The sequence below is a fragment of the Streptomyces sp. NPDC047014 genome (assembly GCF_040644195.1).
GTDB lineage: Bacteria > Actinomycetota > Actinomycetes > Streptomycetales > Streptomycetaceae > Streptomyces.
In genome coordinates, this window is record NZ_JBEYVX010000034.1 from 46,164 (window position 1) to 65,904 (window position 19,741).

Below are 19,741 nucleotides of genomic sequence, written 5' to 3' on the forward strand. Positions count from 1 at the left end.
ATGCCTCGGCTAGCGTGGGGTCCATGGCCCCCATGCATCTGATCTCCGTGAACGTCGGCCGCGCCGAGCCGGACGCCCACACCGACTACGAGGGCGGGGTGACGGGCATCGGCAAGCGCCCGGTCCCCGGCCCGGTCCGCGTCTTCGCCCCGGGATCCAAGGCCGCGGGCCTGGGCAGCGGGCTGGAGGGGGACGCCGTCTGCAACCGCCGCTACCACGGCGGCGACCACCAGGCCGTGTACGCGTACGCCCGCGAGGACCTGGACCTGTGGGAGCGCGAGCTGGGCCGGGAGCTGCCCGGCGGGCTCTTCGGCGAGAACTTCACCACCTCCGGCATCGACCTGAACACCGCGCGGCTCGGCGACCGCTGGCGGGTCGGCGCGGACCTCGTCCTGGAGGTGGCCTCGGCGCGCATCCCGTGCCGGACCTTCCAGGGCGTGCTGGGCGAGCCCGGCTGGGTGAAGCGGTTCACCCGGGAGGCCCGCCCGGGGGCGTACCTGCGGGTGATCCAGGAGGGCGCGGTCTCCCCCGGCGACCCGATCGAGATCGTCCACCGGCCGGACCACGAGGTGACGGTGCAGTTCTGGTTCCGGGCCTTCACCACCGAACGGGCGCTGCTGCCGCGGACGCTGGCGGCGGGCTCCGCGATGGAGCCGGAGGCCCACGAGACGGTGCGCCAGTACGTGGAGAAGTACGGGGACGGGGCCGGGGCGCGGTAGCGCCGTCGGACGGGGCGGCTAGGTTGCGCCTATGACGACTGCGCTGATTACGGGATCCACGGCGGGCATCGGTGCCGCCTTCGCACGCAAACTCGCCGCCCAGGGGCACAACCTGGTGCTGGTGGCCCGCGACACCAAGCGGCTCGGCGAGCAGGCCACCGAGCTGCACGACCGGCACGGCATCGAGGCCGAGGTGCTGGCCGCCGACCTCTCCACGGAGGAGGGCATCGCGGCGGTCGAGCACCGCCTCGGCGACCGGACGCACCCGGTCGACCTGCTGGTCAACAACGCGGGCTTCGGCAACAAGGGCCGCTACCTGGAAGTCTCCATGGCCGACGAGCTGACCATGCTCAAGGTGCACGTGGAGGCGGTGCTCCGGCTGACCTCGGCGGCCTCGGAGTCGATGCGCTCGCGCGGCCGCGGCGGTGTGATCAACGTGGCCTCGGTGGCCGCCTTCGTACCGCGCGGCACCTACGGGGCGAGCAAGGCGTGGGTCGTGCAGTTCACCCAGGGCGCGGCGCGGGACCTCGCGGGCTCCGGGGTGCGGCTGATGGCGCTGTGCCCCGGCTTCGTACGGACGGAGTTCCACCAGCGGGCCGGCATGGGCACGGACAACATCCCCGGCTGGATGTGGCTGGACGCCGACAAGCTGGTGGCCGCGGCCCTGGCCGATCTGGCGCGCGGGAAGACGGTGTCGGTGCCGGACCCGCGGTACAAGGCGCTGATGGGCGTGGTGAAGCTGACGCCGCGCGGGCTGCTGGGCGGGGTGTCCTCGCGTACGGGGCGGAAGTACGGCCCGCAGTAGCCGTGCGGCGGGCCGCTGCTCGGGAGCGACCGATCGGGTGAAATCTCCCTAAAATGGTGCTGTCCCATCCATTGCGGGAGGCGACGCGATGACATTCGTACAAGTGATCGATTACGAGACGACGCGGTTCGACGAGATGAACGCGCTCATCGACCGCTGGGCGGAGCAGAGCAGCGGCAGGCGCACCGCCACGCACACGATGATCGGCCAGGACCGCGCGGCGCGGAACCACTACGTGGACATGGTGGAGTTCCCGTCGTACGAGGAGGCGATGAAGAACTCCGGCCTCCCGGAGACGGACCGGATGTTCCAGGAGATGGTGTCCCTCTGCGAGGGCATGCCGAGCTTCATGAACCTCGACGTCGTCCGCGACGAGCACCTCAACAAGCAGCTCGCGGAACGGGTGTTCACGGAGATGGCCGAGGCGGGCGACATGGGCGCGCTCGACGCGTGCTTCGCGGCGAACTACATCGACCACGACGCCGGCAAGGAGGAGCCCACCGTCGTCGGGCGCGAGGCCACGCGGGCGGACATGGAGACCTGGCGGGCCGCCTTCGACATGGTCTTCGAGCCCGTGGCCCGGGTGGCCGAGGGGGACATGGTCACGACGGTGTGGAACTGGCGCGGCACCCACAAGGGCCCGTTCATGGGGATGGAGCCGACCGGGAAGACGTACGAGATGTCCGGGAGCACCACGTTCCGGTGCCTGGGCGGCGAGATCGTCGAGGGCTGGTGGCACTACAACCCGGCCGCCCTGCAACGACAGATGGGCGGATCCGGCCCCCCGTACGGGAGCTGACGGGCCGACACGCCGGAAGGCCCCGCTCCGCGAGTGCGGAGCGGGGCCTTCCGGCGTGGTGCGTGCAATCAGTGGCTGTGGCCGTGACCGTGGCCGTGACCGGCGTCGCCCTCGTCCTCCGCCGGCTTCTCGACGACCAGGGTCTCGGTCGTGAGCAGCAGGGAGGCGATGGAGGCGGCGTTCTCCAGCGCGGAGCGGGTGACCTTCACCGGGTCGATGACGCCGGCCTTGACCAGGTCGCCGTACTCGCCGGTGGCGGCGTTGAAGCCCTGGCCCTTGTCGAGCTCGGAGACCTTCGAGGTGATGACGTAGCCCTCGAGGCCGGCGTTCTCGGCGATCCAGCGCAGCGGCTCGACGGCGGCGCGGCGCACGACCGCGACACCGGTGGCCTCGTCGCCGTTCAGGCCGAGGTTGCCCTCCAGGACCTTGACGGCGTGGACGAGCGCGGAGCCACCGCCGGACACGATGCCCTCCTCGACCGCGGCGCGGGTCGCGGAGATGGCATCCTCAAGACGGTGCTTCTTCTCCTTGAGCTCCACCTCGGTGGCGGCGCCGACCTTGATGACGCAGACGCCGCCGGCGAGCTTCGCCAGGCGCTCCTGCAGCTTCTCGCGGTCCCAGTCCGAGTCCGTGGACTCGATCTCGGCCTTGATCTGGTTCACGCGGCCGAGGACCTCGTCGGAGCTGCCCGCGCCGTCGACGATGGTGGTGTCGTCCTTGGAGATGGTGACGCGGCGGGCGGAGCCCAGTACGTCCAGACCGGCCTGGTCGAGCTTGAGGCCGACCTCCTCGGCGATGACGGTGGCACCGGTGAGGGTGGCCATGTCCTGGAGCATCGCCTTGCGGCGGTCACCGAAGCCGGGGGCCTTGACGGCCACCGCGTTGAAGGTGCCGCGGATCTTGTTGACGACGAGGGTGGAGAGCGCCTCGCCCTCGACGTCCTCGGCGATGATCAGCAGCGGCTTGGAGCCACCCGCCTGGATGACCTTCTCCAGCAGCGGCAGGAGGTCCTGGATGGAGGCGATCTTGCCCTGGTTGATCAGGATGTACGGGTCGTCGAGGACGGCCTCCATACGCTCCTGGTCGGAGACCATGTACGGCGAGAGGTAGCCCTTGTCGAAGGCCATGCCCTCGGTGAACTCCAGCTCCAGGCCGAAGGTGTTGGACTCCTCGACGGTGATGACACCGTCCTTGCCGACCTTGTCCATCGCCTCGGCGATGAGCTCGCCGACCTGGGCGTCCTGCGCGGAGAGCGCGGCGACGGCGGCGATGTCGGACTTGTCCTCGATCGGGCGGGCGGTCGCGAGGAGGTCCTCGGACACGGCCTTGACCGCGGCGTCGATGCCCTTCTTGAGGGCGGCCGGGGAGGCACCCGCGGCGACGTTGCGCAGACCCTCGCGGACGAGCGCCTGGGCCAGCACGGTGGCGGTGGTGGTGCCGTCACCCGCGATGTCGTTGGTCTTGGTCGCCACCTCCTTCACGAGCTGCGCGCCCAGGTTCTCGTACGGGTCGTCCAGCTCGACCTCGCGGGCGATGGTGACACCGTCGTTGGTGATGGTGGGGGCGCCGAACTTCTTGTCGATGACGACGTTGCGGCCCTTGGGACCGATCGTCACCTTGACCGTGTCGGCAAGCTTGTTGACGCCGCGCTCGAGGGCGCGACGGGCGTCCTCGTCGAACTTCAGGATCTTCGCCATGGGAGCGGTTCAGCCCTCTCGAAAACTCGGTTTAACGTGCTGCGCCCCTCGCCGCCCGGCAATCAGCGGGGTGACCAGGGGCGCAGCTCAAAGCAGTGCTGGTGAGGCGAATTACTTCTCGACGATCGCGAGCACGTCGCGAGCCGAGAGGACGAGGTATTCCTCGCCGCTGTACTTCACTTCGGTGCCGCCGTACTTGCTGTACAGCACGATGTCGCCGACGGTGACGTCCAGCGGGAGACGCTGGCCGTCCTCGAAGCGACCCGGGCCCACCGCGAGGACGACGCCCTCCTGGGGCTTCTCCTTCGCGGTGTCCGGGATGACCAGGCCGGAGGCCGTGGTCTGCTCGGCGTCGAGCGGCTGGACCACAATGCGGTCCTCAAGCGGCTTGATGGCAACCTTGGAGCTGGCGGTCGTCACTGTCCGACCTCCCCCTTCGGAGATCCGGGGTTAACTGTCTGAGGTGGCGACCAGGTCGATCCGTCGTCGCGGGTGCCGGACCTGCCTGTCGCTGTGTTGGCACTCACCGGGGGTGAGTGCCAGGTGCGAGACTATTCCGGCGATTAGCACTCGGTCAAGCGGAGTGCCAATTCTGGCCGCGGGCGCGTTGCGGGGCCCCTGCGGGGTTGCCCGGCGGACGGGGCTCCGGGCGCCCTGCGGGCGGGCTCGGCGGTGCGGGGTTCCGGGGCGCGGGTGCCCTGCGGGCGGGCTCGGCAGTGCGGGGGTTCCGGGGCGCGGGTGCCCGCGTGCGGGGTGGGGCGGGGCCCCTCCGGAGTGTCTCCTCGGCTCGCGCCTGCGGCCTAGGTCGCCCTGTGCGGCCTGGGTTGCGCGCTCGTCCTGCGGGGACCCTCCTGCGTGTCCCCACCCCACCGCCCCGGCTCCGACACCCCGGCCCTGAACCCCCTTGGGCCTTGCGGGGATTCCGCCGAGGGGGGTGGGGACGGGGTGGGGTGTCCCCGCAGGACGAGCGCGCAACCACCTGGTACAGGACGAACCCCGCCGCACGCGCGAGCCGAGGAGATACCCCACCCCGGCACCGCCCCCCGACCCGTACACATCCGGCCATACGCAAACGGGAGGAACCATCGGCCGGCCGACACCGTCGTAGAAGATATGAAGATAAAGCGCCCGAATGCGGATCAGATCGGACCAAGGACCGGACCCACCCCCGCCACCCCGCCCGGCGAGGGCCCCGCACCGTGCGCGGCCTGAAACCGCTCACGACGGCCGGCGTCCGCCGCCGGACCGAGGGGCTGCTGCTCGCCTTCGTCGTCGGCATCGCCGTCTTCGGGCACGCCGCCGCCGGCCTCGCCATGAACGGCGCCCTCCCGCCCGACCTCGCCGGCTTCGCCATCAGCATGACCCTGCTGTCCCTCGTCGCCCACCTCGGCGTCCGCCGCTTCGCGGCCTACGCGGATCCGCTGATCCTGCCGCTCGCCATGCTGCTGACCGGCCTGGGACTCGTACTGATCCACCGGCTCGACCAGGGCTACATCGAGCGGTGGAACTCCGACGCCAACGCCCCCGGCCAGCTCCTCTGGACGGTGGTCGGCGTCGCCGCGTGCATCGCGGTGCTTGGGCTGCTGCGCGACCACCGGCTGCTCCAGCGGTTCATCTACATCACGATGGCCGTCGCGCTGGTGCTGCTGATCGCGCCGGCGTTCTTCGGCGCGGACACGTACGGCGCCAAGCGGTGGATCATCCTCTTCGGTTTCTCGGTCCAGCCCGGCGAGTTCGTGAAGATCATGATCGCGATCTTCTTCGCCGGCTACCTGGTCGTCCACCGCGACTCCCTCGCCCTGACCGGCCGCAAGTTCCTCGGCGTCCGCCTGCCCCCGATGCGCCAGCTCGGGCCCATCGTCACGGTGTGGATCCTCTCGATGCTGGTCCTGGTCTTCGAGCGCGACCTCGGCACCTCGCTCATCTTCTTCGGTGTCTTCGTGGTGATGCTGTACGTCGCCACCGAGCGCACCAGCTGGATCGTCTGCGGCGTACTCATGGCCGCGGCGGGCGCCTTCGTCGTCGGCTCGACGGAACCGCACGTCAAGGCACGCGTGGCGGCCTGGCTGAACCCGCTCTCCGTCTACTGGGACACCCCTCCCCCGGGCGTCACCTCGGACCAGTCGGCGCAGGCACTGTTCAGCTTCGGCACGGGCGGCATCTCGGGGACCGGCCTCGGCCAGGGACACCCCGAGCTGATCAAGTTCGCCGGCCGCAGCGACTTCATCCTCACCACGGTGGGCGAGGAACTGGGCCTGGCCGGCGTCATGGCCGTCCTGCTCCTGTACGCCCTCCTCGTCCAGCGGGGGCTCCGCATGGCCCTCGGCGCCCGCGACCCCTTCGGCAAACTCCTGGCGGTGGGCCTGGCCTCGGCCCTGGCCCTCCAGGTCTTCGTGGTCGCCGGCGGCGTGACGGGCCTGATCCCCCTGACGGGCAAGGCCCTGCCCTTCCTGGCCAAGGGCGGCTCGTCCCTCCTGGCCAACTGGCTCATGATCGCCCTCCTCCTCCGCATCAGCGACAACGCCGAACGCCAACGCGAGGCGGACATCGCCGACAGCGGGCCGCACCCTTCACCCGTTCAGAGCAAACCCCTTATGATGCACAGCACTTGATGACCGATCACCGTTACGTTGGCGTGGCTGTGCAGCAGAGGGGGCGGCATCATGAGCAGGCCATGGGAAGCGGACCCGGCAACGAACTTCAAGCGGCGTCTGGGCAAGTCGGCACTCGAACTGGGCGCGACCAACAGCGGACCCGAGTGCCCGGACATCTGGGAGCTGGAGAACGGCGACATCGCCGTGGTCGGCCGCGATCTCACCGCCTCCCTCGGCACCCGGCTGCCGGAGGGGGTCTCGATCGGCCGGGACGAACGCCTCGTGGTCATCCCCCGCAGCATGCTCATCGCGGCGAAGAAGGACATCCCCCATGTTTGAGTGCTTCCGCGACGGCGCCGGCGAGGTCCTGCAGAGGCGGGACTACCTGGACGACTTCGGCCGGGTCTACGGGAGCGACATCCGCCTCCTCGCGAAGATCGAACGCGGCCAGACGTTCAAGGAGCAGGGCTCGCCGAGCTGGGACGCCTTCGCCTCCGGGGACTGGGCGGGCGCGCTGCGGCTGATCGAGGCCGAGCGGGATTCCGTGGCCGCGTACTTCCAGGACGCGGCCCGGCGCGGTCTGGCCTTCCGGCGGCTGCGGATCGTCGAGTTCCCCGTGACCCCGTACCTCCAGTGGGAGATGAACTCCTTCCGGCTCCGGTCGGAGCTGGGCGAGGAGATCCGCGTACTGGACGCCCGGGCGATCGCCGATCTGGAGAGCGACGGCCCGCTGCCCGAGGTCGTCGTCCTCGGGAGCTCGGTGATGTACTCCGTGATCTACGACGAGGAGCTGAAAGGGGCCGGTGCCCGCCGGTTCGTCGACCCCGGGCAGATCGGGACGACGATCGCCGAGTTCGAGCACCTGTACCGCAAGGGTGAGGAGTTCTCGGAGTTCTTCAAGCGCGAGATCGCCCCGCTGGATCCCCCTACCGTCCACTGATCCGCCGGCCCGTGTGCGGCGGCGTGAGGAGTGTGCGCCATGGTTCCGGAGCCGACCGCGCTCGTGACGGCCGACGCGGCCGAGCGATGAGCGGGGGCACCGAGGGCCGGGCCGAGGGCCACGGCCGGGTCTTCCAGGCCCGTGGGGACCAGCACATCACCGAGCACCACCACCACGGTGACGCCTGGACCGCCGCGCCTTGGAACGCCCCGGCCTCCGTGCGCAGGCCGTCGACAGGGCGCTCGCCGATGGTCCTGCGCGACCGGGTGGAGCTGATGACACGCCTGCGGACCGCCCTGGAGGAGGGCGGGGCGCACCAGGTCTACGTGCTGTACGGACTGGGCGGCTGCGGCAAGACCGCCGTCGCCTCCGAGATCTTCCGTTCGGCGACCTCCGGCGGGGCCCGCGTCGGGCTGTGGGTCAACGCCTCCGACCTGGCCTCCCTCCGGGCGGGAATGCTCGCCGTCGCCGCGGACCGCGGTGCGGGCGAGGGCGAGCTGACCGCCGCCCGCACCGGGCTGCGGGCCGCCGCGGACCTGGTGTGGGACCGGCTGGACCGGTCCGAGCAGCCGTGGCTGCTGGTGATCGACAACGCCGACGACCCGTCCATCCTGCGCGACGGCAGCTGGCTGCGTACGAGTCCGCGCGGTACCACCGTGGTCACCACCCGGCAGGTCGCCGCCCGCTGGTGGCCCGGCGCCGAGCTGCACCACGTGGGGGTGCTGCCGCGGGAGGACGCGGCGCAGGTGCTGTGCGATCTGGCTCCGGCGAGCGGTACGCCGGAGGAGGCGGCCGCGGTCGCCGACAGGCTCGGCCGGCTGCCGCTGGCGCTCACCCTCGCCGGCGGCTACCTGGCACATCAGGTGATCGACCCCTGGAGCATGGCGGAGTACGGCCGGGCCCTCGACCGGGGCAGCGAGGTGGACGCCATCGACCTCCTGGACCAGGGGGCCGGGTACGGCGGCGGCCACGACTCGCGGCACCTCGTCAGCAGCACCTGGGAACTGTCCCTCGACGCGCTGCGCGCCCTCGGACTGCCCGAGGCCACGACCTTGATCCAGTTGCTCGCCTGCTGGTCCCACGACCCGCTCCCGCTGCATCTGCTGGCCGGTGCGGGCATCGGCGCGGTGGTGCCCCGGGCCCGGGTGGAGACGGCGCTGCGCGGGCTGATCGACCATTCGCTCACCCGCCTCGTACCGGGCCCGCCCCGCTGTGTGCGTACCCACGGGGTGCTGCTCGACAGCGTCGCGCGGGGCACGCCGGAAGGTCTCCGCGGCCCCTTGGCCGCCGCGGCCGCCGATCTGCTCGGCGCGGTGCTGCCCGATGTCACGCGGCCGTGGTCGCCCGAGGACCCGCCGCTCGCTCCGCTCGCGCCGCACCTCCGGGCGCTGCTGCGCCGGACGGGCCAGTGGTGGCCCGGTACGGGCCCGGCGGCCGTGGCGGGCGCGTGGGACTGCGCGCTGCGGCTGGTCGTGGGGCTGCACCGGTCGGGCGACTACGCGTCCGCGCTGTCGGTCGCACAGGACGCGATCGCACGCGGGTCGCTCGTACTAGCGGCGGACCACCCCGCGCTGATCGCGATCCGCCAGCGGGCCGGGCGGGCCCTCTACCGGCTCGGACGGTACGAGGAGGCCGAGGCGGAGCACCGCGGTGCCCTCGAAGCGTGCACCGCGGCGTTCGGCCCGGATGCCGTCGAGACACTGGAGAGCTGTCTGGGCCTGTCGCCGGTGCTCTTCTGGGGATTCGACCGGAAGGAGGAGGCGCTGGCCCTGCTGCGCCGGACCGTCGAGGGGAGGACCGCCGCGCTGGGCGCGGACCATCCGTCGACGCTCGTCGCGCGGACCTACCTGCTGGAGTTCACGGACGCCTCGGAGCTGGCCCCTGCCACCGGCCCCGGGCTGCTGGAGGACTGCCGCCGGGTGGTCGGCCCCACGCACCCCATCACGCTGGCGGCCGAGCTCAATTACGCCTTCGTCCTGACCACCAGTGGCCGGCAGCGCCAGGCCCTGCCCCTCCTGCGCGGCGCGGTCGACGCCTTCGCGCACACGCACGGGCCGGACCACCCCAAGACCCTGGCCGCGCGCTCGCTCCTGAGCCGGGTCCTCGGCGAGCTGGGACTGCGGGAGGAGGCGGTGGCCCAGGCCGAGCGGGTGGCCGAGGCGCGGACACGGGTGCTGGGGCCCGCGCACCCGTGGACCGCCTGGTCGCTGGAACGGCTGGCGGAGCGGCGGGCCGAGCGCGACGGGGCCTGACGGCGGGCGGCGGCCGGGCCGCCCGGCGCCCCTGCCCGCGGCGGAGTTACAGGTAGTCCTCCAGGCGGGCGATCCTGTAGCCCTGGTCCTGGATGCGTTGGAGCATGCGGGTCGTCATCTGGGTTTCCGTGGTGCCCTTGAGTTCGGACGGGCCGCGGAAGTGGGCCAGGATGATGTCGCCGGGCTGGAGGGCGGAGCCCTGGGCGTACTGGAAGTTGTTGATCTGCATCGACACCCGCCACAGGAGCAGCGACCGGACACCGCACTCCGAGGCCGCGCGGAGGGTGTCGTCGTTGTAGTTGCCGAAGGGCGGGCGGAAGTACGCCGGGCGCTGGCCGAATCGTTTCTCCAGCTTGTCCTGCTGGCCGCAGATCTCCTTCTTCTGGGCCGCGTAGGACAGGGTGCGCAGGTTCGGGTGGGTCAGCGTGTGGTTGTTGACCGTGCTTCCCGAGCCGTTGTCGCGCAGTTTCTCGAAGTGGCCGTAGTCCGAGGAGGCCACGTTGTCCGTCAGGAACATGCTGATCGGCAGCTTGAGGTCGGCCGCCATCTTCAGGAACTCGGGGTCCTTCTCCGCGCCGTCGTCGAAGGTCAGGAAGACCACCTTCTCCCCGGCGGGCACGGGTATTCGGTCGATCACCGGCACCTTGCCCGGCCCCGCCTGCGGGAACTGCGGCTTCTGGGCGGGCCTGGGCGCGTACTGCACGGGGGCCGTCAGGCCCCACTTGCGGTACGCGTCCTCGGACGGGCCGGTCGGCGAAGCGGACGCGGACGCGGATCCGGATGCGGGTCCGGATGCCGATCCGGACGCGGGCGCCGACGGCGTCGCGCCGCCCGCGCCCTGTGGTTCCTGCGTCGTGCGACCCATTCGTTCGGTGGGGTCCACGCTGTCCCCGCACCCCGTCAGGGACAGCGCGAGCGCGCCGGCCGCCAGCGTTCCGGCTACCAACCGGCGCGCGTACCTCACAAGTAGTCCTCCAGACGGGCCACGGCGTATCCCTTGTCCGTGACGGTCTTCATCACCTGACGGATCATGTCAGGCATCGTGCCCTTCCAGTCCTCCTTGCCCCGGAAGTGCGTGAGGATGATGTCACCGGGGTGCAGATCGCGGTCCCATTCGCGGTAGTCCATCCGGTTCGTGAACGCCTCCGCGTTCCAGAGCGGGACCGCCTTGATGCCGCAGGACTTGGCCGCGCGCAGGGTGTCCTGGTTGTAGTTGCCGTACGGCGGCCGGAAGAGGGTCGGGCGCTTGCCGAACCGCTTCTGGATGGTGTCCTGCTGGCCGCAGATCTCCTCGCGCTGCTGCTCGTAGGAGAGGCCGGGCATGTAGCGGTGGTTGATGGTGTGGTTGTTCAGCGTGACGCCGGCGGCCTGCATCTGCTTGAAGTACGGGTAGTTGTCCCGCACCAGGTAGTCGCTGAGGAAGGCCGTGTACGGGATCTTCAGCTCCTGCATCATCTTCAGGAACTCGGGGTCCTTCTCCGAGCCGTCGTCGATGGTCAGGAAGACGACCTTGTCCTCGGTCGGCACCGTGGTGAAGACCGGCGGAAGCCCGTCCTCCACGTGGTCGTAGACCTCGAAGCCGTCCCGTGTGCCGATCTCCGGCTTCTCCTTGGGCCCCGGCGGCGCGGCCAGCGGCGTCTTGCGCAGACCCCACTTCTTCGCCGCCACCACGCGCGCCTGCTGCAGCGCCTTGGCCTTGTCGGCGGCGCTGAGCGCTCCCGCGGCGCCCGCCGCCTTCGCCTTCTCGGCCGCCGCCTTGGCCTTCTCCGCCTGGTCCGGGGCCCCCGACTGCCCCGAGCCGCAGGCCGTACCGAGAGCGGCCACCAGAAGGGCGGCCACGGCCACCCCGAACCGGCCGCGCGGACCTGCCGCGAGCCGGTGACCCTGTTGCGACTTATTTCCCTTTTGTCGGACTAGCTGCATAGCAGCGCATCCTGGCACCCGGCACGCGGCGTTCCCGGCAGCCACCGCGCACCGGCCCGCGACGTTCCTCCGACCGGCCCACACCCCGCGCCGCCCGCGGTGTCGCCGACAATGGAGCCGTGACCCCCGAAGACTTCGCCGCCCTCCTCACCCCCGAGGGCCGCGCCCTCCTCGACACGCTCCGCGAGCACGACCCGGCCCAGGAACTGGCCGTGGCCACCCGGCTGCGCCGCGAGCACCCCGCCGCCCTGGTCTCCGCGGCGCTCGGGCAGGCCCGGCTGCGCCAGCGCGCGGTGGCGAAGTTCGGCGCGGAGGACGCCTTCCGGATGTACTTCACCCCCGGCGGCGGCGAGATGGCCACCCGCGCCTCCGTGGCCTCCTACCGGGCACGGCGGCTCGCGGACCTCGGCGTACGCGGCGTCGCGGACCTGTGCTGCGGCATCGGCGGCGACGCCATCGCCCTGGCCCGGCTCGGCATCCGGGTCCTCGCGGTGGACCGCGACCCCCTCACCGCCGCCGTGGCGCGGGCCAACGCCGAGGCGCTGGGGCTGGCGGAACTGATCGAGGTGCGCGAGGCGGACGTCACCGAGGTGGACACCTCCGGGTACGACGCCGTGTTCATCGACCCGGCCCGGCGCGGCGGCCGCGGCCGGATCTTCGACCCCGAGTCCTACTCGCCGCCGCTGTCCTGGGCGGTGGGGGCCGCCCGCACGGCACGGTACGCGGCCATCAAGATCGCCCCCGGCATCCCGCACGAGGCGGTGCCCGCGGAGGCCGAGGCCGAGTGGATCTCCGACCAGGGAGACGTCAAGGAGGCCGTGCTGTGGTTCGGCACCGCCCCCGGGAACGTGCGCGCCACGCTGCTCCCCGGGCCGCGGGAACTGCGTACGGCCGCCCCGCTGCCCGACCCGGAGGCCGGTCCGGTGGGCCGCTGGCTGTACGAGCCCGACGGCGCGGTCATCCGCGCCCACCTGGTCGCCGAGGTGGCGGCGGAGCTGGACGGCCGGCTCATCGACCCGACCATCGCCTACATCACCGCGGACGAGCTGCGCGCGACCCCGTACGCGACGGCGTACGAGATCACCGACGTGCTGCCCTTCGGCCTCAAGAAGCTCAAGGCGCTGCTGCGCGAGCGCGAGGTGGGGGTGCTGACGGTGAAGAAGCGCGGTTCGGCGATCGAGCCGGAGGAGCTGCGCAAGAAGGTCAAGCCGCAGGGGCCGAACGCGGCGACGGTCTTCCTCACCCGGGTGGCGGGCGCCCCCTCGATGCTGATCGGCGCGCCCGCGCCCGCCGCGCCCCGGCAGCGGTAGCCCCGGCAGCGGTAGCCCCCGTCAGGCGCCCGCGGAGCCCTCGGAGCCCTCGACCTCCACCGATTCGAAGCGCCAGCGGTGCACCGCCCGGGTGATGAGGTCGGCGGCCGGCTCCGGCAGTTCGGGCAGGTCCGCCGACACGCCCTCGGCGGTCTCCCACCAGGTGATGACGAGGACCCGGTCCTGCGGGGCCCGGAACACCTCGCGGCGCACCGGGTCGCGGGCGAGGACCCGCGAGCGGGCCCATTCCAGCAGCTCGTTGCCCCGGCCGTCGGCGGCCCGGGCCTCCCACATCAGCGCGACGGTGCTCACGAGTAGAGGTTGTCCTTGCTCAGCTCGTGCACGTGGTCGTGGTCATGACCGTGCGAGTGGCCGTGCCCGTGCCCGTGCGAGTGCCCGTGCGTGTGCGACGTACCCGGCACATGCGGGTCCGTCACCGGCAGCGAGGAGTCCGCCGACAGGTCCCAGTCCGACGGCGGCCGGTTCCGCTTGACCATCTCCGCGCCCAGCGCCGCGACCATCGCGCCGTTGTCCGTGCACAGCTTGGGCCGCGGCACGCGCAGGGTGATCCCCGCGGCGTCGCAGCGCTCCTGCGCCAGCGAGCGCAGCCGGGAGTTGGCCGCCACACCGCCGCCGATCATCAGGTGGTCCACGCCCTCGTCCTTGCACGCGCGGATCGCCTTGCGCGTCAGGACGTCCACCACGGCCTCCTGGAAGGACGCGGCCACATCGCGCACCGGCACCTCCTCGCCCGCGTTCCGCTTGGCCTCGATCCAGCGGGCCACGGCCGTCTTGAGCCCGGAGAAGGAGAAGTCGTACGCGGGGTCGCGCGAGCCCGTCAGACCGCGCGGGAAGTTGATCGCCTTCGGGTCGCCCTCCTTCGCGAGCCGGTCGATGACCGGACCGCCGGGGAAGCCCAGCTGGAGCACGCGCGCGATCTTGTCGAACGCCTCGCCCGCGGCGTCGTCGATGGTCGCGCCGAGCGGCCGTACGTCGGAGGTGATGTCGGGCGCGAGGAGCAGCGAGGAGTGCCCGCCGGAGACCAGCAGCGCCATGGTCGGCTCGGGCAGCGGCCCGTGCTCCAGCTGGTCGACGCAGATGTGCGAGGCCAGGTGGTTGACGCCGTAGAGGGGCTTGCCCAGCGCGTAGGCGTACGCCTTGGCGGCCGAGGTGCCCACCAGGAGGGCGCCGGCGAGGCCGGGGCCGGCGGTGACCGCGATGCCGTCGAGGTCGCGGGCGCTGACCCCGGCCTCCTTGAGGGCGCGCTCGATGGTGGGGACCATCGCCTCCAGGTGGGCCCGCGAGGCCACCTCGGGCACGACGCCGCCGAAGCGCGCGTGCTCGTCGACGCTCGACGCGATGGCGTCCGCGAGCAGGGTGGTGCCGCGGACGACGCCGACGCCGGTCTCGTCGCAGGACGTCTCGATGCCGAGGACGAGCGGTTCGTCAGCCATTGCTCTCACTGCTCTCAGTTCGTACGTGTGCGGGGTCGGTCAGTCGCATGACGAGGGCGTCCACGTTGCCCGGCTGGTAGTAGCCGCGGCGGAAGCCGATGGGCTCGAAGCCGAAGCGCTCGTAGAGCTTCTGGGCGCGGGTGTTGTCCACGCGCACCTCCAGCAGCACCTCGGCGCACTCGAACGCGGTGGCGGCGCGCAGCAGGTCGGTCAGGAGCCGGGCGCCGAGCCCGGTCCCCCACTGGTCGCGGGCCGCCGCGATGGTCTGTACGTCGGCCAGGTCCCCGGCGGCGGCCAGCCCGGCGTAGCCCACCAGGCGGCCCCCGCCGTCCTCGGCGACCACGTAGTGGCGGGTGGCGTGCGGGCCGCGGGAGTGGGCCAGCTCGGACCAGAACATGCCCGCGGACCAGGCGTCCTCGGGGAACAGGTCGTGTTCCAGCTCCAGCACGGGTGCGATGTCCCACCAGCGCATCTCGCGGAGCCTGTGGTCCGTCACTGCGGGGTGACCACCTTGTAGTTCTTGGGCACCTGCGCGTCGGGGCGGCGCAGGTAGAGCGGGGTCGGAGGCAGGAACTCCGCACCGGCCGCCAGTCGTTCGGCGGCCAGGGAGGCCAGCGCGGCGGCGGACTGGTGCTCGGGCTCGCGGGCGTCGGGGAAGACCTCGGGGTACAGGCGCGCCCCCTGGCCGACGGCGGGCAGTCCGGCGACCCGCTCGGCGATGTCGGCCGGGCGGTCCACGGCGGGCTCTCCGACGCGCGTGCGGGGGTCCTCGTAGCGCGCCCAGTAGACCTCCTTGCGCCGGGCGTCGGTGGCCACGGTGAAGGGGCCCTCGATGCCGGCGGCGCCCGCGGCGTGCGCGAGGCCGTCCAGGGTGCACAGGCCGTGCACGGGCACGCCGAGCACGCTGGCGAAGGTGGAGGCGGTGACGAGCCCCACGCGCAGCCCGGTGTAGGGGCCGGGGCCGACGCCGACGACGATGCCGGTGACGGCGTCGAGCGCGAGGCCGGCCTCCGCGAGGATCCGGTCCACGGACGGCAGCAGCAGCTCCCCGTGGCGGCGGGCGTCGACCTGGCTGGACTCGGCGAGGACGGACTCGCCGTCGTGCAGGGCGACGGTGACGGCGGGCGTGGCGGTATCTACAGCGAGCAAGAGCACGCGAACAGCCTACGACTCCCGCGGCCGGGCCCCTCGCGCCCGGTCCTGGAGCGGGCCGGCTGCTACCTTTCGACCGAGGGATCACCAGGGATCACGTCAGCGCGGAGAGGTGGAGCAAGGTGGCACGCAGCAGCTCGGGAATCGTGGCCGGGCTCACCGCCGCGGCACTGGCCGCCATCGCCTTCCTCGGCTACCAGGCTTCCGCCTCGGCCCCCGCCGTCCCCCCGAAGGCCGCCGCCCCCGAGCCGGCCCCGGTGGCGAGCCAGGCCGCGGGCAAGGTGGACCCGTCGAAGCCGGTGCCGGTGCCGGAGGGCTCCGGGACCGGGGTGCGCGTCGTGTACTCGGTGGGGCAGAAGCGGGCGTGGCTGGTGGGCGACCCGGGGCAGCCGCCGAAGACCTTCGCGGTGGTGCCGAGCACGGTGCACCCCAAGCCGGGCACCTATGTCGTCGGTTCGCGTTCGGGCTCGGTGACCGGCTCGGACGGCGTGCCGATCGAGCACGTGGTGCGGTTCGCCACGGCGGACGGGGTGGCGGTCGGGTTCAGCGCCCGTGTGGACGGCGCGACCCCGGAGCCCGACGCGACGAAGAAGACCGGCGGCATCCGGATGTCGCGCGCCGACGGCGACGCCATGTGGGCCTTCGCCACGATCAACTCGAAGGTGGTCGTCATCCCCTGACGGGGACCGGCCGGACCGCGTCGGGGGACCGCCCGGACCCGGGCGGGACCGGCGCCCCGACCGCTTTCACCCGTACGAGTGAGTACTCAGGCCGCTTCGGATTCCGGAGCGGCCTGTTCGCGTACGCGCTCCCCCGCCTCGCCCTCGCCCCGTACGTCTCCCCGTACCCGCTCGCGCGCGGGCGGGGTGGAGACGGCGGCCGCGGCCCGCCCCGCGGCCAGCAGCGCGCGCATGGAGACGGCGGACGGGCGGGGTTCGCGCTGTGCTCCTGCTGGTGCCGACATGGCTGCCTCCTGGACCCGGGGACACCGAACTTAGGTATACCTAAGAAACTCTCGGTACCATGTGACCACGAGCCGCGCCACCAGCGCAATATCTTGCCGACGAGTTGTCGGTACGTTCCGGCGTGTCCGCCGGTGCGCCTACTCCGCGAGCGCCCCCGCCAGCGCGGACGCCCCGGCTCCGGCTCCGGCGGTCCATCGCGCCCCGACACCGCGCACCGAGACCTCGCGTACGTCGTCCAGGACCTCCTCGTGGCCGACGGCGCGGGCGATCACCACGTGCAGCCGGTCGTCGGACAGCTCCTCGACCTTGCCGTCGCCCCACTCCACGACCACCACGGACTCGGGCAGCGAGACATCGAGGTCCAGGTCCTCCATCTCGTCCAGACCGCCGCCCAGCCGGTACGCGTCCACGTGCACCAGCGCCGGACCGCCGGTCAGCGAGGGGTGCACGCGGGCGATCACGAAGGTCGGGGAGGTGACGGCCCCGCGCACCCCGAGCCCTTCGCCCAGCCCGCGGGTCAGCGTGGTCTTGCCGGCGCCCAGCTCACCGGTGAGCAGGACGAGGTCGCCGGGGCGCAGCAGACCGGCGATCCTGCGGCCGAGGTCCTGCATGGCCTGCGGGGAACCGACGGTGATCCGCGCCTCGACGGCCGTCTCCGGGGTCCGCGGGGCGGCCGCGGATCCGCCGGTCTCAGGTGCCGGTGCCTGGCTGCGCTGCGCTTCGAGCGGTGCTTCTTCCATGCGTCCCAACGGTAGTCCCTGCCGGGACGGGCACCGCGCCGGTGCGGGCCAGCAGCTCGGTGAGCAGCCGCGTCACCGTCTCCGGGCGCTCCAGCATCATCAGGTGCCCGGTGGACTCCAGGACCACCAGCTCGGCGCCCGGCAGGGCCTCCTTGATGGCGAGGCTGTGCGCGGCCGGGGTGATCATGTCCTTGTCCCCGGCGATGACGGTCACGGGGATGTCGGTGAACCGCTGGAGGGCCGCGGTCTTGTCGTGGATCTGGAAGGCCGGGTAGAACTCCGCGACCACGTCGATCGGGGTGGCCTCGATGAGCCGTTCCGCGAAGCGCGCGACGCCCGGATCCACGTCCCGGGAGCCGAAGGAGTACATCTTGATCATCCCGGCGAAGAGGTCGGCGGTGGCCCGGCGGCCCCGCTCCACCAGCTCCACCTGCGAGCCGAGCGCCCTGAGCACCCCCGGCAGGATCCGCCGCACGGCGCCCATGCCGACCGCGGGCAGCCCGTACGTCACCTCGCCGAGGCGGCCGCTGGAGGTGCCGACCAGGGCCACGCCGACGACGCGGTCCCGGACCAGCTCCGGGTACTGCTCGGCGAATCCCATGACGGTCATACCGCCCATCGAGTGACCCACGAGGATCAGCGGGCCCTCGGGGGCGGCGGCGTCGATGACGGTCTTGAGGTCCCGGCCGAGCTGTTCCATACTCAGCGGCTCGCCGTCGGCCTGGGCCACGCCGCGGGCGCTGCGGCCGTGGCTGCGCTGGTCCCAGTACAGGGCGCGGACCACGCCGCGCAGGGCGAGCCGCTGGAAGTGCCAGGAGTCCTGGCCGAGGCAGTAGCCGTGGCAGAAGACGACGGTGGCGCGCTCGGCGGCCTTGCGGCGCGGCCGGCGCTTCCGGCTGTCCTCGGGGAGCTCGTCGACCTCGTAGTAGAGCTCGGTGCCGTCCTCGGCCAGGCAGCTGCCCTCGGTGCCGCGCAGGGAGCCGTAGTCGCCCGCGGCGTCGAGGGCCACGCGCGCCTTGCGGCGCACGCCCCGGCCGACGGTGATCCGCTCGACCGCGACCCCGGCGGCCGCGCCCGCGGCTATCACGCCGATCGCGGCGCCGGCCCAGCCGGCCCTGCGCCAGTTCTCGCTCACGCCGCCGCCCTCTCTGCGTTCAGCCCCCCAGGTACACCCGGGGTACGCGTCCACCGATACGGGTGACGATCTCATACGCGATGGTCTGCGCGGCCTGTGCCCAGTCCTCGGCGGTGGGTTCACCGCGCTCGGCGTCCCCGAAGAGCACGGCCTCGTCCCCGGCCCGGGCCTCGTCGCCCTCCAGGTCGACCACGAACTGGTCCATGGCGACGCGGCCCGCGACCTGGCGGATCCTGCCGCCGACGAGGACGGGCCCGCGGCCCGAGGCGTGGCGCGGGATGCCGTCGGCGTAGCCCGCGGGGACCAGCGCGAGGGTGGTCTCGGCGCCGGTGACGTAGTGGTGGCCGTAGCTCACCCCGTGCCCGGCGGGCACCGTCTTGACCAGGGCGAGGGACGCCTTGAGGGTCATCGCGGGGCGCAGGCCCAGCTGGGCCGGGGTGCCGAGCTCGGGCGCCGGGGAGACCCCGTAGACGGCGAGGCCGGGGCGGACGAGGTCGAAGTGGGACTCGGGGAGGGTGAGGGTGGCGGGCGAGTTGGCCATGTGCCGGACCTCGGGGTCGATCCCCTCCTTCTCGGCGTGGGCCAGCATCTCGCGGAAGGCGTCGAGCTGGAGCCGGATGGAGGGGTGGCCGGGCTCGTCGGCGCAGGCGAAGTGCGACCAGATGCCGGTGACCTGGACGGTCCCCTCGGCCTGCGCGGCGACGGCCGCGCCGACCAGGTCCTCCCAGTCGGCGGGCTGGCAGCCGTTGCGGCCGAGGCCGGTGTCGGCCTTGAGCTGGACGCGGGCGGTGCGGCCGGCCGCGCGGGCGGCCTCGCGGACCTCGTCGAGGGCCCACATCCCGCTCACGGAGACGTCCAGGTCGGCCTCGACGGCCTGTCGCCAGGGGCCGCCGGGGGTCCACAGCCAGCACATGATCCGGCCCTCGACGCCGGCCGCGCGCAGGGCGAGGGCCTCGTCGGGGGTGGCGGTGCCGAGCCAGGTGGCGCCGGCCTGCTGGGCGGCGCGGGCGCACTCGACGGCGCCGTGGCCGTAGGCGTTGGCCTTGACCACGGCCATGAGCTGGGAGCGGGGGGCCCGCTCGCGCAGTGCGCGCACGTTCTCCCGTACGGCGTCAAGATCGATCTCGGCGTACACGCGCGTCACTGTCTCGTTCATCGCGGACAGTCTCTCAGAATCCCCGTCGGGGGGTGGTGCGGGCGGCGTGGCGGGGGCGGGCGGGGTGCGTGCCGGGGGCGGTGGCGGGGGGCCGCTGCGC

The 19,741-nt window shown here is 72.6% G+C and carries 21 protein-coding genes; 9 read left to right on the forward strand and 12 right to left on the reverse strand.

Annotation, left to right across the window (positions count from 1 at the left end; genetic code table 11):
* Window positions 1-32: 32 nt before the first annotated feature.
* The 3 genes from ABZ873_RS19715 (at window position 33) to ABZ873_RS19725 (ending at window position 2,323) form a co-directional block, all read left to right on the forward strand.
* Window positions 33-719 carry an MOSC domain-containing protein gene (locus ABZ873_RS19715; RefSeq protein WP_360873400.1) on the forward strand — a complete coding sequence of 229 codons (687 nt, stop codon included), beginning with the start codon at window positions 33-35 and terminating at the stop codon, window positions 717-719.
* A 31-nt stretch (window positions 720-750) separates the two neighbouring features.
* Complete coding sequence (locus ABZ873_RS19720) at window positions 751-1,524, forward strand: SDR family oxidoreductase (protein ID WP_360873352.1); 774 nt, start codon at window positions 751-753, stop codon at window positions 1,522-1,524.
* Window positions 1,525-1,612: 88 nt separating this feature from the next.
* The gene (locus ABZ873_RS19725) at window positions 1,613-2,323 is read left to right on the forward strand and encodes an ester cyclase (RefSeq protein WP_360873355.1); all 711 of its coding nucleotides are present in this window, start codon (window positions 1,613-1,615) and stop codon (window positions 2,321-2,323) included.
* 68 nt (window positions 2,324-2,391) lie between these two features.
* Here the strand turns inward: ABZ873_RS19725 and groL are convergent, their stop codons facing one another.
* Window positions 2,392-4,020 (reverse strand): chaperonin GroEL, encoded by a 1,629-nt coding sequence (gene groL / locus ABZ873_RS19730; RefSeq protein ID WP_360873357.1) that lies wholly within the window; start codon window positions 4,018-4,020, stop codon window positions 2,392-2,394.
* 111 nt (window positions 4,021-4,131) lie between these two features.
* Window positions 4,132-4,440 carry a co-chaperone GroES gene (gene groES / locus ABZ873_RS19735; protein WP_030011064.1) on the reverse strand — a complete coding sequence of 103 codons (309 nt, stop codon included), beginning with the start codon at window positions 4,438-4,440 and terminating at the stop codon, window positions 4,132-4,134.
* Between the two features lie 779 nt (window positions 4,441-5,219).
* Here groES and ABZ873_RS19740 point away from each other — a divergent pair.
* The 4 genes from ABZ873_RS19740 (at window position 5,220) to ABZ873_RS19755 (ending at window position 9,806) form a co-directional block, all read left to right on the forward strand.
* Window positions 5,220-6,632 carry an FtsW/RodA/SpoVE family cell cycle protein gene (locus tag ABZ873_RS19740; protein WP_360873360.1) on the forward strand — a complete coding sequence of 471 codons (1,413 nt, stop codon included), beginning with the start codon at window positions 5,220-5,222 and terminating at the stop codon, window positions 6,630-6,632.
* A 51-nt stretch (window positions 6,633-6,683) separates the two neighbouring features.
* Window positions 6,684-6,953: a hypothetical protein gene (locus ABZ873_RS19745; protein WP_360873362.1), complete on the forward strand. Its 270-nt coding sequence runs from the start codon at window positions 6,684-6,686 to the stop codon at window positions 6,951-6,953.
* Window positions 6,946-7,554 carry a DUF6879 family protein gene (locus tag ABZ873_RS19750; protein WP_360873365.1) on the forward strand — a complete coding sequence of 203 codons (609 nt, stop codon included), beginning with the start codon at window positions 6,946-6,948 and terminating at the stop codon, window positions 7,552-7,554. The genes ABZ873_RS19745 and ABZ873_RS19750 overlap by 8 nt, the downstream gene beginning before the upstream one ends.
* A gap of 86 nt (window positions 7,555-7,640) precedes the next feature.
* Window positions 7,641-9,806: a tetratricopeptide repeat protein gene (locus ABZ873_RS19755; RefSeq protein ID WP_360873368.1), complete on the forward strand. Its 2,166-nt coding sequence runs from the start codon at window positions 7,641-7,643 to the stop codon at window positions 9,804-9,806.
* Window positions 9,807-9,852: 46 nt separating this feature from the next.
* On the opposite strand, the gene ABZ873_RS19760 is transcribed toward ABZ873_RS19755, so the two are convergent.
* Both ABZ873_RS19760 and ABZ873_RS19765 read right to left on the reverse strand, forming a co-directional pair.
* Window positions 9,853-10,509: a polysaccharide deacetylase family protein gene (locus ABZ873_RS19760; protein ID WP_360873371.1), complete on the reverse strand. Its 657-nt coding sequence runs from the start codon at window positions 10,507-10,509 to the stop codon at window positions 9,853-9,855.
* Between the two features lie 257 nt (window positions 10,510-10,766).
* Window positions 10,767-11,651 (reverse strand): polysaccharide deacetylase family protein, encoded by an 885-nt coding sequence (locus tag ABZ873_RS19765; protein WP_360873374.1) that lies wholly within the window; start codon window positions 11,649-11,651, stop codon window positions 10,767-10,769.
* A gap of 197 nt (window positions 11,652-11,848) precedes the next feature.
* On the opposite strand from ABZ873_RS19765, the gene ABZ873_RS19770 reads away from it, so the two are divergent.
* Complete coding sequence (locus ABZ873_RS19770; RefSeq protein WP_360873377.1) at window positions 11,849-13,039, forward strand: methyltransferase domain-containing protein; 1,191 nt, start codon at window positions 11,849-11,851, stop codon at window positions 13,037-13,039.
* 21 nt (window positions 13,040-13,060) lie between these two features.
* On the opposite strand, the gene ABZ873_RS19775 is transcribed toward ABZ873_RS19770, so the two are convergent.
* From ABZ873_RS19775 to tsaB, 4 genes are read right to left on the reverse strand one after another with little or no spacing between them, the layout of a single operon-like run.
* A complete protein-coding gene (locus ABZ873_RS19775) occupies window positions 13,061-13,351 on the reverse strand; it encodes a hypothetical protein (RefSeq protein WP_360873379.1) in 291 nt (96 codons plus the stop codon).
* Window positions 13,348-14,493, reverse strand: a complete 1,146-nt coding sequence (gene tsaD, locus ABZ873_RS19780; RefSeq protein WP_360873382.1) for a tRNA (adenosine(37)-N6)-threonylcarbamoyltransferase complex transferase subunit TsaD — start codon at window positions 14,491-14,493, stop codon at window positions 13,348-13,350. The genes ABZ873_RS19775 and tsaD overlap by 4 nt, the downstream gene beginning before the upstream one ends.
* The gene (gene rimI, locus ABZ873_RS19785; RefSeq protein WP_360873403.1) at window positions 14,486-14,965 is read right to left on the reverse strand and encodes a ribosomal protein S18-alanine N-acetyltransferase; all 480 of its coding nucleotides are present in this window, start codon (window positions 14,963-14,965) and stop codon (window positions 14,486-14,488) included. Before rimI ends, tsaD begins: the two co-directional genes overlap by 8 nt.
* A 20-nt stretch (window positions 14,966-14,985) precedes the next feature.
* Entirely contained in the window at window positions 14,986-15,648 is a 663-nt protein-coding gene (gene tsaB / locus ABZ873_RS19790; protein WP_360873385.1) for a tRNA (adenosine(37)-N6)-threonylcarbamoyltransferase complex dimerization subunit type 1 TsaB, read from the reverse strand.
* A 119-nt stretch (window positions 15,649-15,767) separates the two neighbouring features.
* On the opposite strand from tsaB, the gene ABZ873_RS19795 reads away from it, so the two are divergent.
* The gene (locus tag ABZ873_RS19795) at window positions 15,768-16,325 is read left to right on the forward strand and encodes a hypothetical protein (protein ID WP_360873388.1); all 558 of its coding nucleotides are present in this window, start codon (window positions 15,768-15,770) and stop codon (window positions 16,323-16,325) included.
* An 86-nt stretch (window positions 16,326-16,411) separates the two neighbouring features.
* Here ABZ873_RS19795 and ABZ873_RS19800 read toward each other — a convergent pair whose 3' ends face one another.
* From ABZ873_RS19800 to alr, 4 genes are all read right to left on the reverse strand, one after another.
* On the reverse strand, window positions 16,412-16,609 hold the full coding sequence (locus ABZ873_RS19800) for a hypothetical protein (protein ID WP_360873391.1): 198 nt from the start codon (window positions 16,607-16,609) through the stop codon (window positions 16,412-16,414).
* 138 nt (window positions 16,610-16,747) lie between these two features.
* Window positions 16,748-17,221 carry a tRNA (adenosine(37)-N6)-threonylcarbamoyltransferase complex ATPase subunit type 1 TsaE gene (gene tsaE, locus ABZ873_RS19805; RefSeq protein WP_360873406.1) on the reverse strand — a complete coding sequence of 158 codons (474 nt, stop codon included), beginning with the start codon at window positions 17,219-17,221 and terminating at the stop codon, window positions 16,748-16,750.
* 79 nt (window positions 17,222-17,300) lie between these two features.
* On the reverse strand, window positions 17,301-18,485 hold the full coding sequence (locus ABZ873_RS19810) for an alpha/beta hydrolase (RefSeq protein WP_360873394.1): 1,185 nt from the start codon (window positions 18,483-18,485) through the stop codon (window positions 17,301-17,303).
* A 19-nt stretch (window positions 18,486-18,504) separates the two neighbouring features.
* On the reverse strand, window positions 18,505-19,641 hold the full coding sequence (gene alr / locus ABZ873_RS19815) for an alanine racemase (RefSeq protein ID WP_360873397.1): 1,137 nt from the start codon (window positions 19,639-19,641) through the stop codon (window positions 18,505-18,507).
* Window positions 19,642-19,741: the final 100 nt, after the last annotated feature.

Excerpts from the sequence above, each read along its gene's own strand:
- ABZ873_RS19755 (WP_360873368.1), top strand. The coding sequence starts at position 7,641 with ATGAGCGGGGGCACCGAGGGCCGGGCCGAGGGCCACGGCCGGGTCTTC.
- ABZ873_RS19800 (WP_360873391.1), bottom strand. The coding sequence starts at position 16,609 with ATGTCGGCACCAGCAGGAGCACAGCGCGAACCCCGCCCGTCCGCCGTC.
- ABZ873_RS19720 (WP_360873352.1), top strand. The coding sequence starts at position 751 with ATGACGACTGCGCTGATTACGGGATCCACGGCGGGCATCGGTGCCGCC.
- tsaD (WP_360873382.1), bottom strand. The coding sequence starts at position 14,493 with ATGGCTGACGAACCGCTCGTCCTCGGCATCGAGACGTCCTGCGACGAG.
- tsaE (WP_360873406.1), bottom strand. The coding sequence starts at position 17,221 with ATGCAGGACCTCGGCCGCAGGATCGCCGGTCTGCTGCGCCCCGGCGAC.
- ABZ873_RS19745 (WP_360873362.1), top strand. The coding sequence starts at position 6,684 with ATGAGCAGGCCATGGGAAGCGGACCCGGCAACGAACTTCAAGCGGCGT.
- ABZ873_RS19715 (WP_360873400.1), top strand. The coding sequence starts at position 33 with ATGCATCTGATCTCCGTGAACGTCGGCCGCGCCGAGCCGGACGCCCAC.
- ABZ873_RS19750 (WP_360873365.1), top strand. The coding sequence starts at position 6,946 with ATGTTTGAGTGCTTCCGCGACGGCGCCGGCGAGGTCCTGCAGAGGCGG.
- alr (WP_360873397.1), bottom strand. The coding sequence starts at position 19,641 with ATGAACGAGACAGTGACGCGCGTGTACGCCGAGATCGATCTTGACGCC.
- groL (WP_360873357.1), bottom strand. The coding sequence starts at position 4,020 with ATGGCGAAGATCCTGAAGTTCGACGAGGACGCCCGTCGCGCCCTCGAG.
- ABZ873_RS19725 (WP_360873355.1), top strand. The coding sequence starts at position 1,613 with ATGACATTCGTACAAGTGATCGATTACGAGACGACGCGGTTCGACGAG.
- rimI (WP_360873403.1), bottom strand. The coding sequence starts at position 14,965 with ATGCGCTGGTGGGACATCGCACCCGTGCTGGAGCTGGAACACGACCTG.